At 41.7% G+C, this 15,311-nt stretch carries 14 protein-coding genes and 1 other RNA gene; 11 read left to right on the top strand and 4 right to left on the bottom strand.

Annotated elements, in window-relative coordinates; translation table 11 throughout:
* Positions 1-115 precede the first annotated feature (115 nt).
* From PSYC_RS03630 to PSYC_RS03645, 4 genes are all read left to right on the top strand, one after another.
* Entirely contained in the window at positions 116-862 is a 747-nt protein-coding gene (locus tag PSYC_RS03630; protein WP_011279981.1) for a phospholipase D family protein, read from the top strand.
* Positions 863-1,151: 289 nt separating this feature from the next.
* Complete coding sequence (locus PSYC_RS03635) at positions 1,152-1,790, top strand: peroxiredoxin (protein WP_011279982.1); 639 nt, start codon at positions 1,152-1,154, stop codon at positions 1,788-1,790.
* A gap of 288 nt (positions 1,791-2,078) precedes the next feature.
* Positions 2,079-2,741, top strand: coding sequence for a glutathione S-transferase family protein (locus tag PSYC_RS03640; RefSeq protein WP_011279983.1), 663 nt, complete (start codon positions 2,079-2,081; stop codon positions 2,739-2,741).
* Positions 2,742-3,214: 473 nt separating this feature from the next.
* Positions 3,215-4,114 carry an META domain-containing protein gene (locus PSYC_RS03645; protein WP_011279984.1) on the top strand — a complete coding sequence of 300 codons (900 nt, stop codon included), beginning with the start codon at positions 3,215-3,217 and terminating at the stop codon, positions 4,112-4,114.
* A gap of 243 nt (positions 4,115-4,357) precedes the next feature.
* Here PSYC_RS03645 and ruvC read toward each other — a convergent pair whose 3' ends face one another.
* Positions 4,358-4,942: a crossover junction endodeoxyribonuclease RuvC gene (gene ruvC / locus PSYC_RS03650; protein ID WP_011279985.1), complete on the bottom strand. Its 585-nt coding sequence runs from the start codon at positions 4,940-4,942 to the stop codon at positions 4,358-4,360.
* A gap of 152 nt (positions 4,943-5,094) precedes the next feature.
* On the opposite strand from ruvC, the gene PSYC_RS03655 reads away from it, so the two are divergent.
* The gene (locus PSYC_RS03655; protein WP_011279986.1) at positions 5,095-5,712 is read left to right on the top strand and encodes an FxsA family protein; all 618 of its coding nucleotides are present in this window, start codon (positions 5,095-5,097) and stop codon (positions 5,710-5,712) included.
* 135 nt (positions 5,713-5,847) lie between these two features.
* On the opposite strand, the gene ssrS is transcribed toward PSYC_RS03655, so the two are convergent.
* Positions 5,848-6,043, bottom strand: a non-coding RNA gene (gene ssrS / locus PSYC_RS11330) — 6S RNA.
* Positions 6,044-6,280: 237 nt separating this feature from the next.
* Here ssrS and gpmI point away from each other — a divergent pair.
* Positions 6,281-7,939, top strand: a complete 1,659-nt coding sequence (gene gpmI / locus PSYC_RS03660; protein WP_011279987.1) for a 2,3-bisphosphoglycerate-independent phosphoglycerate mutase — start codon at positions 6,281-6,283, stop codon at positions 7,937-7,939.
* A gap of 409 nt (positions 7,940-8,348) precedes the next feature.
* A complete protein-coding gene (locus tag PSYC_RS03665) occupies positions 8,349-9,941 on the top strand; it encodes a S41 family peptidase (RefSeq protein WP_041757551.1) in 1,593 nt (530 codons plus the stop codon).
* A gap of 197 nt (positions 9,942-10,138) precedes the next feature.
* Here the strand turns inward: PSYC_RS03665 and PSYC_RS11335 are convergent, their stop codons facing one another.
* Complete coding sequence (locus tag PSYC_RS11335) at positions 10,139-10,255, bottom strand: helix-turn-helix domain-containing protein (protein WP_319795830.1); 117 nt, start codon at positions 10,253-10,255, stop codon at positions 10,139-10,141.
* A 46-nt stretch (positions 10,256-10,301) separates the two neighbouring features.
* The gene (locus tag PSYC_RS03670; RefSeq protein WP_011279989.1) at positions 10,302-10,937 is read right to left on the bottom strand and encodes a response regulator; all 636 of its coding nucleotides are present in this window, start codon (positions 10,935-10,937) and stop codon (positions 10,302-10,304) included.
* Positions 10,938-11,343: 406 nt separating this feature from the next.
* On the opposite strand from PSYC_RS03670, the gene PSYC_RS03675 reads away from it, so the two are divergent.
* From PSYC_RS03675 to PSYC_RS03690, 4 genes are all read left to right on the top strand, one after another.
* On the top strand, positions 11,344-12,435 hold the full coding sequence (locus PSYC_RS03675; RefSeq protein WP_011279990.1) for a serine hydrolase: 1,092 nt from the start codon (positions 11,344-11,346) through the stop codon (positions 12,433-12,435).
* A 117-nt stretch (positions 12,436-12,552) separates the two neighbouring features.
* The gene (locus PSYC_RS03680; protein WP_011279991.1) at positions 12,553-13,263 is read left to right on the top strand and encodes a thiamine phosphate synthase; all 711 of its coding nucleotides are present in this window, start codon (positions 12,553-12,555) and stop codon (positions 13,261-13,263) included.
* Positions 13,264-13,526: 263 nt separating this feature from the next.
* On the top strand, positions 13,527-14,729 hold the full coding sequence (locus PSYC_RS03685) for a phosphoglycerate kinase (protein WP_011279992.1): 1,203 nt from the start codon (positions 13,527-13,529) through the stop codon (positions 14,727-14,729).
* A 260-nt stretch (positions 14,730-14,989) separates the two neighbouring features.
* Positions 14,990-15,289: a hypothetical protein gene (locus PSYC_RS03690; protein WP_011279993.1), complete on the top strand. Its 300-nt coding sequence runs from the start codon at positions 14,990-14,992 to the stop codon at positions 15,287-15,289.
* Positions 15,290-15,311: the final 22 nt, after the last annotated feature.

Below are 15,311 nucleotides of genomic sequence, written 5' to 3' on the forward strand. Positions count from 1 at the left end.
GGTGCAAATTTTTCTTGCTTGCTGTGCCTACGCAGACAGAGGCTGCAAAAAATTTACACCAGCAATACGGTAGCGACTTTAAAGTATTTCAACTATAGATGGTGAGGGCATTAGAATGGCAAAGTTTTTAAACAGCAGTGGTACAACTTATCATTTAGAAGAGTTGATTAAAAATGCGTCTGACAGATTAATTATTATTAGCCCCTATTTAAAGCTTAATGAGCGTATTAAAGAGCTATTAGAGGATCGTAATCGTCTTAAAATTGATATCCGTATTGTTTATGGTAAAAATGATTTGCACCCAGAAGAAATCAACTGGCTTAAAAATCTGACTTTTATTCGTACGAGCTTTTGTAAAAACTTGCATGCGAAGTGCTACCTTAATGAAAATGAGTGCATCATTACTAGCTTAAACCTTTATGAATTTAGCCAAGTAAATAATAATGAAATGGGTGTGCTGATTTACCGTAACGAAGATGCGAAGCTTTATGCCGATACTTATGAGGAAGCCCAGCGCATTATTCGTATCAGTGATGAAGTAAGAATGTCTCTTGAAAAAGTAGTTGAGCCTGATAATAGAGTCGAGACAAAACTTAGCTCTGATAGCCCATCTCAAAGCTCTACTATAAGTAATCCTACAGAGGTAACAACCTTTAATTACTCTAAACTGACGACGGCTAAGCTTGCCAAAGAATTGGGATTGAAGACGCAAGAATTAAACGAGAAGTTACTCGCCGCTGGTTATCTACAAGAGCAAGAAGAGGAGTTGATATTGACCGATGCTGGGCGTGCAGCAGGCGGTACGAGTAAGCGTGGAAAGTTTGGCGAGTTTTGTTTGTGGGATTCAGGGATGGTGATATAACAATCTCTTTAACTTATCAAGTTTTAACCCATTACTGTGTTTTCAAATAATTACTTTGCTACATTCTACTTGGTAATAAAAGGAATAACTGCATTACAATCCGTCACAAGACATTCATAACCAGTTTGTTAATATAAAGGAAGTTTTTTGCTGACGTACTTTGAGATATTATGTACTATCCATATAGTATCTAACTGAATAGTATCCAACTGAGTATGTTGATAATAATAGAGCGCATGGATAGCCTTTGATAATAGCGTTCATCATGAATATAAATAAGGAATAAAGCATGGCACATTTACGTTTAGGCGATACCGCACCAAACTTTGACGCGACCACCACAGAGGGTGATATCAATTTCCATGAGTGGGCGGGTGATAACTGGGTGGTTTTCTTCTCACATCCAGCCGATTTTACCCCAGTATGCACCACTGAGCTTGGCCGCGCTGCTGCGCTAAATGGTGAGTTTCAGAAGCGCGGTGTGAAGCCAATTTGTATCTCTGTTGACGGTATCGATGACCACCATGCGTGGGCAAAAGACATCGGTGAGACTCAAGGTACTGAGCTAAATTTCCCAATCATCGCTGACCCTAATAAAGAAGTCGCTGAGCTATATGACATGATGCACCCAAATGCAGACAGCACGCATACAGTACGTAGTGTCTTTATTATTGATCCAAGCAAAAAGATTCGCCTAACGCTGACATATCCTGCCAGTTGTGGTCGTAACTTTGATGAAATTATCCGCGTTATTGACGCGCTGCAATTGTCTGATGAGTACAACATTGCAACGCCAGTTGACTGGAAAGATGGCGATGATGTTATCATTCCACCAAGCGTAAAAAACGAAGATATCGCTGCAAAATATCCAAAAGGTCACACAGAAATCAAGCCATATCTACGTACTACTCCTGCACCTAATAAATAATAAGCTGGAGCATGTCAGTTTGATTAAGATATGATTCAAAAAGTCCCATAATGTAAAATTGTGGGGCTTTTTGCTATTAAGCTTGTTATCAGAACCGTCAGCTAAATAAGGCTTTGCTATGATAAGCAGAGTACGTTATAACTATTAAATCAAGCATGGATAATTTGGATATGAATTGTTATCGTTAATACTCGATCCAATAGTGCATTTGATACTTGATAACACAACAAACATAATAAAGTACAGCAGCGCTGAGTCGCTTTTAAGCCCACCTTACAAGGAGTTTTTATGAAAAAGTTATACATTACTCGTACCGCACCCAATCCACGGAAGGCACTTATTTTATTGGCGTCAAAAGGTATCGATATTGATGATATGGATGACCTAGATGTGATTGATATTGACTTTGCTATCAACGAGCAAATGTCAGAGACATTTACCAAAATAAATCCCATGCAAACCGTACCCGTTTTGACATTAGATGATGGTACCGTGCTCAATGACTCGCAGGCAGTTTGTGAATATCTCGACCGTGTTTATGGTGAGCGTTCGGTGATGGGCAATGATGTGGTACAGCGTGCGCAAGTGTGCTCTATGCGCCGTATCGCTGAATTTGAGGTGTTATATAACTTTATGCTCGCCTTTCAGCATAGTCACCCATCAAAAGCCCAGCATGTTGAGCAAGTACCAGAATTTGTCGCGCCCTCTATCGCACGTGCTGTCAAAGCCTTGGTATATTTTGATACCATGCTGGACGGTCATGAGTATTTGGTTGGTGACCAACTGAGCTTTGCTGATATTGTGCTGTATTTGAGTTTGGATTTTGGCAAAGTCCTCCAAGTCAATCCCAATGAGCAGGGCGACAATCTTGCCCGTTTTTACCAGATGATGAACGAACGTTTTAGTATTAAAAACATGGCAAAAGCCAAACCCATCCATGAAGAGGATTAGAGCAGTAAGTTTTTAAGAATGTACTGATAAGCAACAACAGCTTTGCGTAACGAGGATAACTCCTAATAATGTAAGGCTGTTTTGCTATGGTTAATATCAAAAATAGCGTCAGCAACTATAGTTGAAATACTTTAAAGTCGCTACCGTATTGCTGGTGTAAATTTTTTGCAGCCTCTGTCTGCGTAGGCACAGCAAGCAAGAAAAATTTGCACCAGCAGTACGTGTTGTATCGATATTACTTTTCACCGACTATATGTGAAATTTACTATGGATGTATAAAATTAAACACTTCGTTACACCCCTATCAGTCATGAGCGCTATAGTGGTCAGATTATTACCCTTTGATGAAAGTCGCTATAAATACCCTTTAAGTCATCTGATGGATGTCTCATGTACAATTTTGGCAGTTAGATTTTGTAGATTAAATGGGTTAAAAGTCGAATTAAAAAGTATAACTGCAAGGTATGATCTTGATGACACTATCTTTTAAATCTGCCCTATTGCCAACTATGCTAGCGATAAGTTTGGCATTAAGTGCCTGCCAAGATGCTTCCGTTCCAACGGATGCAAATATTGAGGCAGCTGATACTAATATGAGCACCGAAAATGCTGATGTAGATAATAATACTGCCACGTTAGCTAAGGCGAGTGAGATGAGCGCTGAAGAACAAATGATTGCCAATCTTGCGCGTTATCGTTGGACACTACTCGATATCGATGACAAAAGTGGTGGACCAGTTATAACGACGCTTGTAGATATTAAGAATCAAGTAACGCTGTTGTTTAAACATAATCAAGGTCACAACACCCTGAATTATGGTGTAGGCTGTAACACTATGAGTGCGGGTTATCAACTGCAAGGTCATACACTAACAACTGAAGATAGCATGAGTACTAAAATGCTATGCGAAAATCTAAATAAGGCAGAAAATAGTTTAGATACCTTGATGCAAGGCACTAGTGAGATAAGTGTTACTGAAGGTGAGAATCCAGTACTAACGCAAGTGACGAGCAATGCTGTGACTTTGACTTGGAAAGGTAGGCTGACGTCACAAGCCAAGTACAATGGTAAGGGTGAGACTGTATTTTGGGCAGTAAACGCTAACAAAATAGCGTGCGCCGATAATAGCTCAGAGATGTGTCTACAAGTGAAACCCATCACTTATAATGATCAAGGGATTAAAACCAGTGAAGGTAAGTGGTCTGCATTTAATGGTGAAATTGATGGCTATCAGTATGATGGCAAGCATAATGAAGTGCTAAGAATACAGCGCTACTCGTTAAATCAGGGTGGAGCAGAGGAACAGAATGCAGCCGCTGAAAAGTATGCTTATGTACTAGACGCTGTCATTGAAAGCTCAGTGGTAGAATAGCGCTGATTAATTATTAATAAATATAGTCGATTCCAAATAAAGTAGATACATCATCTTTTGACGCGGTACTGGTATAAATTTTTCTGGCGTGCTGTGCCTACGCAGACAGAGGCTGCAAAAAATTCATTCCAGTCCCGCTGTATCATTTTTATACTGGGCTTACTATAGTGACCTTCAATATTGATAAAAAAAACACGCGACCAGATGGTGCGTGTTTTTTTTATCATTGTTTTATAAGCATTTTTAACGCAAATTTCCTAAGTCTTCTTCAGTTAAACGCCAGCGACCTTTTTTCTTAGACGCACCGCGCCCGCGCATGGCACTGTTTAATATAAGTTTGTTCATCGAATGGCTTGAGTGCGCATGACAGATGGCGCAGGCAAGACCGTCTGCCGCATCTTGTTGTGGTACAAAGTCCAAAGTCAGTATGCGGCACACCATGTCTTGTACTTGCTCTTTTGCTGCTGCGCCATAGCCGCAAACGGCTTGTTTTATTTGGCGAGCAGTATATTCTGAGACTTCCAAATCCAGTGCTACCATCGCTGCAATGGCTGCACCACGTGCTTGCCCCAGCTTAAGCGCTGAATCAGGGTTTTCTGCCATAAATACTTGTTCAATTGCCGTATAAATAGGCTCATCTGCATATTTTAGATGATGCTGAGTAATACGCGTCAAGCCATTAAAAATACGTTTTAGGCGTTCAGGCATCTCTTTGGTATCGGTACGAATAGTACCTGAATCAATATAGGTGAGCTTATCACCCGTTTGTTGAAGGATTCCATAGCCGGTCATGCGTGAACCTGGATCAATCCCAATAATAATTGCCATAGTGTTCCATCTTGCTGACATTTTGTTGTAGGGCTTAAAAATTAGCCGTAAGTTTGATAGTATAGCAATCAATCCCCATATACATCATATGTTAGCCATTTTAAGTTGCATGGCGCTCAATTTATTGATTTTATTTTATAGGACGACGCTTTATGGGTCAGATAGTTGGTATTGCCATCGTATGGTTTATTATCGAGATGCTGCTTTGGTATTTGCTTGCTCAATTTACGAGTGGCTGGTGGGTATTTATGTGGTTCATTATCGCCACCGTCATCGGTATCACGCTCCTGCGTAAAGGCATGGCAGCTCTCAATCCAATGGCACAACAGATGAAAGCGGGCGGTATGATGAACCCATCGATGCGTCCGCAAGAATCGACTATGATCAAAAGTGTGGCCATGGCAGCGGCTGGTATTTTGCTACTCATTCCAGGTGTGCTCAGTGACTTGTTGGCGTTACTTGTTATATTGCCGCCAGTGCAGAAAAAGCTCAAAGACTTTGCCAATAATTATGTCATGAACAATCAGCAAAAAATGATGGAAATGATGGCTAAGCAGATGGGTGGTGGTCAAAATCCATTTGGTGGCGCAGGTGGTATGGGCGGTCAAAACCCGTTTGGCGGCGCCGGTGGTATGAATAACCAAAGTCCATTTGGTCAACAACAAAACCCGTTCGGTAATGTGTTTAAGCAGCATACAACAGTCGATGGTACGGCAAAAACTATTCCTAAAGATGTGAAAAAAATTACTAAATCTGCTAATGATGAGTAGAGTATTAATCCGTAGATATCAAGTTATTTAGCATAAAAAAAGCCCCTTTCGTCAATGAGAAAAGGGGCTTTTTAGTAGTTGTAATTCGTTCTTTATAAAGGTAGTACTTATAAATAAAAAAACTACTAACCGAATATAACAACCGAAGTGCCGCCGCAAGATGGTGACCCATGAACCGTGAAGTTCAGGGCGGATGCGTCACTGCCTCGGCAGGTTTCCTGATACACCGCAAGCGGTGCAGGCATACACAATGAAGCAATAGGTACCACATCCTGGTAAAGCATTATCGGCTCAGGGAATAAACATCTGCTAGCCAACACTTCAGAATATAATTATCTTAACCAATGGTTTGAGTGATTGCAAGTACGATTTACAGATTGCTACGTGGTTTTAATAATGAGCATTATTGCGATGGGAGCTTTATTACATCTACATTTGGTCATAAAGCAATCAACTGTTGGCTAAAAAGCTCATTTTTCAGCTATTTCAAGATGTGTGCTAATATAGAGAACTTTATACATCCTAATACAGCATTATAGGCGTTCATTCACTTGAGGAGCGGTAATCCATGACCAATACCCAGCAACAATCAGAATCTATCGACGACAATCAGGCACAATTAAGTAAGCAGCAAAATAGTGATAATAATAAAAAAGTGCCTCGTGTTTTAATGATATTAGATGGGTTTGGGCATCGTGAAGACGATAAAGACAATGCCATTGCTGCCGCTGATATGCCAAATTTAGATAAGATTTATGAACAATATCCGCATGGATTGATATCAGCGTCAGGAGAAGACGTGGGCTTGCCAGATGGGCAGTTTGGTAATTCAGAAGTTGGGCATATGAACTTGGGTGCTGGGCGCGTGCTTTACCAAGACTCAACCCGCATTTCGAGTGAAGTCGCCAGTCGTGATTTTTATAAAAATGAAGCCTTGGTAAATGCAGTAAAAGCCGCCAATACACTGGGTGGTAATGTGCATATTATGGGCTTGCTGTCAGATGGTGGTGTTCATTCAAATCAAGACCATATCGAAGCGATGTGCCATTCAGCATTGGTACATGGTGCCAAAAATGTCTTTGTACACTGCTTTTTAGATGGACGTGATACACCGCCTAAGTCTGCTGATAAATACATCAATCGTCTTCGTGATCATATCATTAAGCTTAACGCGCATTATGAGAGTGGTCGTGTACAGATTGCCAGTATTATTGGGCGCTACTATGCGATGGATCGTGACAATCGCTGGGATCGCGTGCAAAAAGCCTATGAGCTGATTACTGAAGGTAAAGCAGATCGTTTGTCTACTCGTGCTGATGGCGCGGTACAAGCGGCATATAAAGCCCGCGAAACTGATGAGTTTATCAACCCAACGGTCGTGATTGGGCGTGATGAGGTGCCTTATACTGTTGATGACAATGACGCCCTTATTTTTATGAATTTCCGTGCTGACCGTGCTCGTGAGCTTGCGCAAGCCTTTGTATTGCCAGATCACGAGTTTTCAGGATTTGCCCGCAATAAGCAGCCAAAACTTGCGGCATTTGTGATGTTGACCAAGTATTCTGATGTGTTAGCAGACAATCCTAAAACTAGCATTGCCTATTATCCAACCTCATTGACCAATACCCTTGGCGAATATTTGCAGAGTAAGGGTAAAACCCAGCTGCGTATCGCTGAAACTGAAAAATATGCCCACGTAACGTTCTTCTTTAGTGGCGGGCGTGAAGATGAGTATAAAGGCGAGACACGTATCTTAGTGCCATCTCCAGATGTTGCCACTTATGACTTGCAGCCTGAGATGAGCGCCCCTGAGGTGACAGATAAATTGGTAGAAGCGATTGAATCTGGTCAATATGATGTGCTAGTGGTCAATTATGCCAATGGTGATATGGTCGGTCATACTGGTATCTTTGATGCTGCGGTTCAAGCGGTAGAAGCGCTAGATGTCTGCGTTGGTCGTGTGGCAGCAGCGGTACATGCCGCAGGCGGCGATATGCTGATCACAGCAGATCATGGCAACTGCGAGCAAATGCAAGACTATGAAAGTGGTCAAGTACATACTCAGCATACCACTGAGCACGTGCCACTGATTTATGTGGGTGAGAAAAAAGTACAAGTGCGTAGCGGCGGTAAGCTTAGTGACGTTGCGCCCACTATCTTGGCACTGATGGATATCGAAGCGCCGAAAGAGATGACAGGTGAAAACCTATTGGTTGCCGCGGAGTAATCCAGTTGTGTTAAGGCGCTAGAAATTTATAATAGTAGCGTTACATTACTCTTAACTCTTAAAGTAAATTGGCATGAAAAGGGAGAGCTATTGATCAGTTCTCCCTTTTTTGTTGCTATATTTTGTCTAACATTTCACCTAAGTTACTTGCAATACTCTCCTATTCTTACAAGGGCGCTTGATGCTATCTTATGGTCTATTATTCAATAATAACCATATATAGTTGAAGTACTTTAAAGTCGCTACCGTATTGCTGGTGTAAATTTTTTGCAGCCTCTGTCTGCGTAGGCACAGCAAGCAAGAAAAATTTGCACCAGTAGTACGTGTTGTATCGATATTACTTTTCACCGACTATAACGATCATATAACAATCATGGCTTAACTTTGGACAAATTTTCAGGTGATTTTTATGCATTTTATCAATCCTATCAGTCCTATCATTCGTACATTTTCATTGACCTCTAAAAGAGTAGAGCAGTCAGTGAGCACGATATTCACTTATTCTAACGTCTTAAAGCCGACACTTATTATGGGTCTGTTGGGCTTAAGTGTGATGACTATGCCAGCACAAGCGGCTGTCAAGGATAGTACTGCAGGGCACAATGCTAGTCGTACGGAAAGCTTACAACTGATCCGTTTAAATACCGATAATGTACCATTAGACAACGGCGCGGATGATTTATCAGATATTGCTGATATGCTTGAGTCTGCTGATCAAACTGACGATTTAATTGATAGCGTAGCGGATGAAAGTGTATTGAACAATGAGTCGGCTGTGATTAATACCGACATTCCTGCTGAAGTCGCTCAAGTATCATTAAATGCCATTTCTCCTGAAACGTTAAAGACTTTTGTTACTTTGATTGACTTGGTGCGCCGTGAATATGTTGATACGGTCAATGATGAAGAGCTGTTTAATAATGCCATGAGCGGCATGTTAACCAAGCTCGATAGCCATGCTGAATTTTTGGATGCTGAAGCCTATGAAAATCTGCGTGCTTTTACTGAAGGTGATGTCGGCGATATTGGCATCAAGGTTGAGTATCAGTCAGCCTTGGGCTATTGGGTCATCACGGAGGTACTTGATGATTCACCTGCCGATAAAAAAGGCATCGCCGTTGGTGATTATCTACACCAAGTCGATGAGTTTAAGCTTGGCGAAGATGAAGAAAGTAATGATATTGAGCAGCTACTGACAGGGATTGCAGGGACGCAGGTAGATGTGGTGACTTCCAAGGCAGGACGCCGTAAACATATCACCACGTTACAACGTAATAGTAGCCATCCTCAAATCATTGAAACTCGTTTTGTAGATGGTATGGCCGTTGTTCGGTTGCCCGCATTTCAAAATAACAGCCGCGAAAAACTGCTGCAAAGTTTGATTGATTTAAATAAACCCGTCACAGGAATATTATTGGATTTGCGTGACAATCCGGGCGGCGTATTGGCATCAGCTGTGAGCGTTGCTAGCTTATTTATGACAGATACGGATGTGGTGCAGATAAAGAGTCGTCAGGCTGATTCGCGTACGTTATCGACCAAAGGTGCAGCATTATTCAAGTCACTGCCAGTAGTGGTACTGCAAAATCGCTACTCGGCGTCAGCGGCAGAAGTGTTGACCAGCAGCTTGCAGGCGCAAAAGCGAGCCACTATCTTAGGTGAGATCAGTTATGGCAAAGGCTCAGTACAATCAGTGATACCGCTTAATGATGCGCAAGCAGTCAAGCTCACGGTTGCCAACTATATGACCGCTTTAGGTAAGAAGATAGACGGTATTGGGGTAGAGCCCGATGTCGCACTATCGGGGAGTGAGAGCACGTGGGAGGAGCAAGCGCTTAATTTATTACGAAAGAAAGCGCTTACTTCAGGTATTCAATTTGTATACAGGGCAGCATTAGAGGATCTCTCTAAGAAAAAATCTGATCCTAAAAACAGTGTTATTAAGAACAATACTGTTATAAATAATGTTATCGAAAAACCGACATTTAAGGAGAAATCCTAATTTATTCTCAATCTTAAAGCAAAGCGCACTATTCAGACTGATCTTCTGCACTATCAAGTTTGGTCATACGATATAGTTGAAATACTTTAAAGTCGCTACCGTATTGCTGGTGTAAATTTTTTGCAGCCTCTGTCTGCGTAGGCACAGCAAGCAAGAAAAATTTGCACCAGCAGTACGTGTTGTATCGATATTACCTTTCACCGACTATAGCGTAAAGATCGAAAAGTCGTCCCCAATAATTCAGCGGCTTGGGTTTTATTCCAACCAGTTTGCTTAAGGGCAGTGATAATAATTCGAGGCGGATTTGGCAGGATTCATGGGTTGATAACCAATGTTCTTGATAAATGGCGTGCTTGATAATTAGGGTTGAATAAGACCATGGCGAATCGCCAAATGAGTCAATTTCACATCACTATCGACATTTACTTTTTCATAAATGCGATAACGATAGGTATTGATGGTCTTTACACTAACAAATAACTGGTCTGCAATTTGTTGAGGACTTTGGCAGTTGACCACCATCATTGCTACTTGCTTCTCACGATCACTTAATAAGTCAAAAGGTGAGTTGGCATTATCAGATAATAGTACGTCAGCTAACTGTTCAGCAACGTCTTGGCTAAAATAGCGTCCACCTTGATAGATTTTTTTGACAGCTCGTATCATCTCATCAAGCGGTGTGCCTTTAGTAATATAGCCATTGACGCCCGCTTTAATCAACATTGAAGGATAAGGTTGAGCTGACATACTACTAACCGCCAAAATTTTGATACCCATATCCAGCTGAATCAAGCGTTTGGTGGCTTCCAAACCGCCAATATTAGGCATATTCACATCCAGTAATATCACATCAGGACGCAGCTGTTTTGCCAGCTTTATCGCCATATCACCGCTGTCTGCCTCACCGACGACTTCGATATCTGCACTATCTGCGAGCATACGGCTAATACCCATCCGCACCAAATCATGATCATCTACTACTAATACTCGAATCATCGTTATACTCTTTTCTATCTGTCAGAATAAAGGGTGCACTGCTAACTTTTAATCATCTCAATCAATCTATTTGACCAATAAAATTCATTCACTCACAAAAAAGCCAATATTAAGTGTCATATTTTAATAGTAGATACGCAATAGGGTGTCTGATAGCGTCAATATAATTCTATATTGTGCTAATGTTAACTAATATTGCTGTAACATCAAGTAAGTGTAGTAAAATTTGGATGTGGCACTGAAATGCCATCTAATTGATTTAGCGGATTAAACTTAAATGCAAACCATGATACACTAAAAATACAAAAACTCTATGTGAGTATCTACAAACACACCTATAAACGCTACGTACGTAGTTGGCGTCAGCCAGTATGTAACTGACGACAGCACGTAAGCAGGAGGCAAAATGAAGCAACTACCATTAACCAAACAGCAATTAATCGCTGCTATGATTTCATTGAGTTTGGGCAGTGTCGCACAAGCCGCACTTACAATTAATGGTAGCGCTAGCTCTGAGTCTAGTGCTCGCCTTAGCTGGGGCGGTGCCGACAGCTTATCTGAAGCACGCAGTATCATGTCTAAGTCTGGCAGCAGTTCTACAATTAAAAAAGTAGATAACGGTTCGAGCACAACCAATATCACTAATACGACCAGTTTTGGTAGTAATAACAACAGTTATAATAATGCCAATAGCTATAACACCACTTATCGTGGCAGTTTTGGCAATAGCAATATGATTCCGATCAGCACCGATTCGCGCAGTGTCGCGGTTATCGATGCGGAGACTGGCGAATCTATCTATGAAAAAGATGCCGATATCGCGCGTCCAATGGCAAGCATTACCAAAGTGATGACCGCTATGGTGGTACTTGATGCTGGTTTGGACATGCGTGAGGAGCTCACGCTTGATCCAGAAGATTTCGTTGGCCCAAAGCGTGCTAGTTCAAACTTAAAATCAGGCGACCGTCTTAATCGTGCTGAGATGCTATTAATGGCATTAATGAAATCAGAGAACCCTGCAGCAAAAAGTCTTGCCCGTAATTATCCAGGTGGCTACAGCGCCTTTATGCGCGCTATGAACCGTAAAGCTCAAGAGCTTGGCATGAGTACCGCTTTCTTTGGTGACCCAACTGGTCTTGATAAGCGTAACATTGCTTCATCAAATGACTTGGTTAAAATGGTTCGTGCTGCTGGTAATTATGATGTGATACGTCGTTTTTCGACCACCAAGAGCTATGACTTTTTTGTCTCTAACTACGCAAGTGGCAACCGCACTTATAAAGCCAATAACACGAGCAGCTTAGTTCGTGATGGCAGCTATCCTATTGGTATCTCAAAGACAGGCTTTATCAATGAAGCAGGTCGTTGTGTTGTCATGGAGACGCGCGTCAATAATCGTCCCGCTATTATCGTGATTTTGGGTGCCAATAGCTCAGCAACGCGTTGGGGTGATGCCAAAAATATCTTAAACAGCTTGGCAACGCGCCGTACGGTATAAGATTACAGCATTAAATCAGCAGTATCAAAAGACATTTATAATAAAATAAAAAGGCTGTTATGCAATATAACAGCTTTTTTATTATGTAAAAAACGTGTTGATATTAAGGAGCGTTACATGATTCAGCCATCATTCTCTACGGCTTCTCATGCCATACCTAAGCTATACCTGCTTACTAATGATGATGAGTTTAGCCTTTTATATCACAAACTAGAAGCCGCTTTGGCAACAGGATTGATTGCTCTCTTACAAATCCGCCGTAAGCACATATTGGCATTGCCTGATGGTGAGTCTCTTCTTTATAAAGAGGCGCTACAAATCGTCAATTTGGCTAAAACTTACAATGTGCCAGTATTGATAAATGACAATATCGCTTTGGCCGCAAAGCTTGGTATTGGCGTGCATCTAGGACAGCAGGATGGTGATATTAGCGAGGCAACACAGTGTTTAGCGCCTAATAAAATTATTGGTCGCACTTGTCATGGCGATGTAGCGCTAGTCAAAGCAGCGAAAAATGAAGGTGCAAGATATGCCGCCATGGGTGCGGTATTTGCTTCAACGACAAAGCCCAATGCTGCTACAATTTCGCGGCAGCAACTGATAGATGGCTGCCAGCAAGATATCAAAGTATGCGTGATAGGCGGTTTGACGGCAGAAAACATCTTAGAGCTGGCGGGGTTGCCTATTACTTATATAGCAATCGTTGGCGATATCATGGATTTACCCGTCCATCAAATCGCCGCGCGTTGTCAGCAATGGCAGCAAGTGCTTAATAAGTGGAATGTACCTGCTGAATACATAAGTAGGCCATTGATCATAAATAGCTAAACGGCTAAGTACCACCACAAAATGTTAATAAGATTGTTGTCAGTTTAAGAAGATAAAATTTGCTTATCGCTAAATTTATCTTAGGTGACATATAAGTACGGACTATAAAACTGTTAGAATACACCGCCTTAAATTCTTGCTAGGACAGTTTTATAAGACCAGCAACGATAGAATTTGATGAAATAAATTTGCTAAAGAGTATTCAATAAACCGTTGGCGAAGCATCACACAGATTAATAATAGATGATACATAGGAGCAGATAATGAATTTTTTGCGTATGAGCGAGCTGAGTTTGACCAATAAAGTAGTGTTGATTCGTGAAGACCTCAATGTGCCTATCAAAGAAGGTAAGGTCGCTAGTGACGCACGCTTACAAGCCAGCCTGCCGACGATTAAGATGGCGTTAGAGAAGGGCGCAGCGGTGATTGTTTGCTCGCATTTGGGTCGCCCGACAGAAGGAAGTTCTGAAGCCATTTATTCATTAGCGCCTGTTGCTGACTATTTAAGCGATAAATTATCAGCGCCTGTTACGCTTAATAATGACTACCTCGCTCAAGGCGTAGCTATCAAAGCGGGCGAGGTCGTATTGTTAGAAAACGTACGTTTTAATGAAGGCGAAAAGAAAAATAACGCGGCGCTCGCGCAAAAATATGCTGATTTGTGCGATGTATTTGTGATGGACGCTTTTGGGACAGCACATCGTGCTCAGGCGTCGACAGAAGGCGTGACCCAAGCGATGCACCAAGCTGGCAAGACGGCTTGTGCTGGACCTTTATTGGCAGCCGAGCTTGATGCATTGAGTTTGGCGCTTGAAACGCCAGCACAGCCCATGTTAGCTATCGTTGGTGGCTCAAAAGTCTCTACCAAATTAGAGGTTTTGCATAGTTTGGCTGAGCTCTGCTCGCAGATTATCGTTGGTGGCGGGATTGCCAATACCTTCTTAGCCGCGCAAGGTCATAGCGTTGGAGCTTCACTTTATGAAGCAGATCTGGTCGATACAGCTCGTGAAATAATGGGTAAAACCGAGATTTTATTACCTGAATATGTCGTCGTTGCTAATAAAAATGACATTGATTTTGCAGATTTTACAGGCTCATTGCAAAAGGCAGTTGCGACCATCAAGTCTGTTGATAATATCGGCGACAATGACATGATATTGGATATCGCGCCAGACAGTGCTATAAAGTTGGCTGCTGCTATTACCAATGCCAAAACTATCTTATGGAATGGTCCAGTAGGGGTTTTTGAAGTGGATGCGTTTGGTCAGGGCACTCAGATAGTGGCAGAAGCGGTCAAAAATAGCCAAGGTTTTTCTATCGCGGGCGGCGGTGATACGCTTGCTGCGATTGATAAATATCAAGTGGCAGATGGCGTCAGCTACATGTCAACGGGTGGTGGTGCTTTCTTAGAGTTTGTAGAAGGTAAAGTCTTGCCGGCGGTTGCTGCTTTACAAATTAATGAATAACGTCTTAACGATACTTCAGCAGATGAGTAACATTAGCCGTACAACTTAGCCTCAATATCTAAGGTACGCTGTACAGATAATATTTTGGCTACTATTCATATCTTATTGTTTTTAAGGCGATAAGTGCGAATTGTCATTGATTATTATTAAGTGATAATTATTTGTTTCTATACTGAAAATTGTTATTGCATGTCTAATTTGCACTCTATAAAATAGCGCAAACCATGTATTTTATATGCTTTATTTATGAGGGATTTACTATGTTAAAACGTCATTTATTACTTGCTAGTGTTCTTGCTGGTACTTTTGCAATCACTGCATGTAGCCAAGAAACACAAGATAAAACTGGCGCTGCTGCTGATTCAGCTGGCGAAGATGCTGCTGCGAATACAGAAGCCGCTGCTGCTGAAGCTGAAGTAGCTGCTCAAGAAACTGGCGATGCTATTGCTGAAGGCACAAGCAAAGTCGTTGAAGGTACTGCATCAGCCGTTGCTGACGGTGCTAACGCAGTTGCTGACGGCGCAAATGATGTCGCTGTTGATGCAGAACAACAATATTAAGCAATATGAAAACACGCAACAT

The organism is Psychrobacter arcticus 273-4, from assembly GCF_000012305.1.
In the GTDB taxonomy this organism is placed as follows: Bacteria; Pseudomonadota; Gammaproteobacteria; order Pseudomonadales; family Moraxellaceae; genus Psychrobacter; species Psychrobacter arcticus.

Coding starts and splice junctions, on each gene's coding strand:
- PSYC_RS03630 (WP_011279981.1), top strand. CDS start 116: ATGGCAAAGTTTTTAAACAGCAGTGGTACAACTTATCATTTAGAAGAG.
- PSYC_RS03635 (WP_011279982.1), top strand. CDS start 1,152: ATGGCACATTTACGTTTAGGCGATACCGCACCAAACTTTGACGCGACC.
- PSYC_RS03640 (WP_011279983.1), top strand. CDS start 2,079: ATGAAAAAGTTATACATTACTCGTACCGCACCCAATCCACGGAAGGCA.
- PSYC_RS03645 (WP_011279984.1), top strand. CDS start 3,215: ATGACACTATCTTTTAAATCTGCCCTATTGCCAACTATGCTAGCGATA.
- ruvC (WP_011279985.1), bottom strand. CDS start 4,942: ATGGCAATTATTATTGGGATTGATCCAGGTTCACGCATGACCGGCTAT.
- PSYC_RS03655 (WP_011279986.1), top strand. CDS start 5,095: ATGGGTCAGATAGTTGGTATTGCCATCGTATGGTTTATTATCGAGATG.
- gpmI (WP_011279987.1), top strand. CDS start 6,281: ATGACCAATACCCAGCAACAATCAGAATCTATCGACGACAATCAGGCA.
- PSYC_RS03665 (WP_041757551.1), top strand. CDS start 8,349: ATGCATTTTATCAATCCTATCAGTCCTATCATTCGTACATTTTCATTG.
- PSYC_RS03670 (WP_011279989.1), bottom strand. CDS start 10,937: ATGATTCGAGTATTAGTAGTAGATGATCATGATTTGGTGCGGATGGGT.
- PSYC_RS03675 (WP_011279990.1), top strand. CDS start 11,344: ATGAAGCAACTACCATTAACCAAACAGCAATTAATCGCTGCTATGATT.
- PSYC_RS03680 (WP_011279991.1), top strand. CDS start 12,553: ATGATTCAGCCATCATTCTCTACGGCTTCTCATGCCATACCTAAGCTA.
- PSYC_RS03685 (WP_011279992.1), top strand. CDS start 13,527: ATGAATTTTTTGCGTATGAGCGAGCTGAGTTTGACCAATAAAGTAGTG.
- PSYC_RS03690 (WP_011279993.1), top strand. CDS start 14,990: ATGTTAAAACGTCATTTATTACTTGCTAGTGTTCTTGCTGGTACTTTT.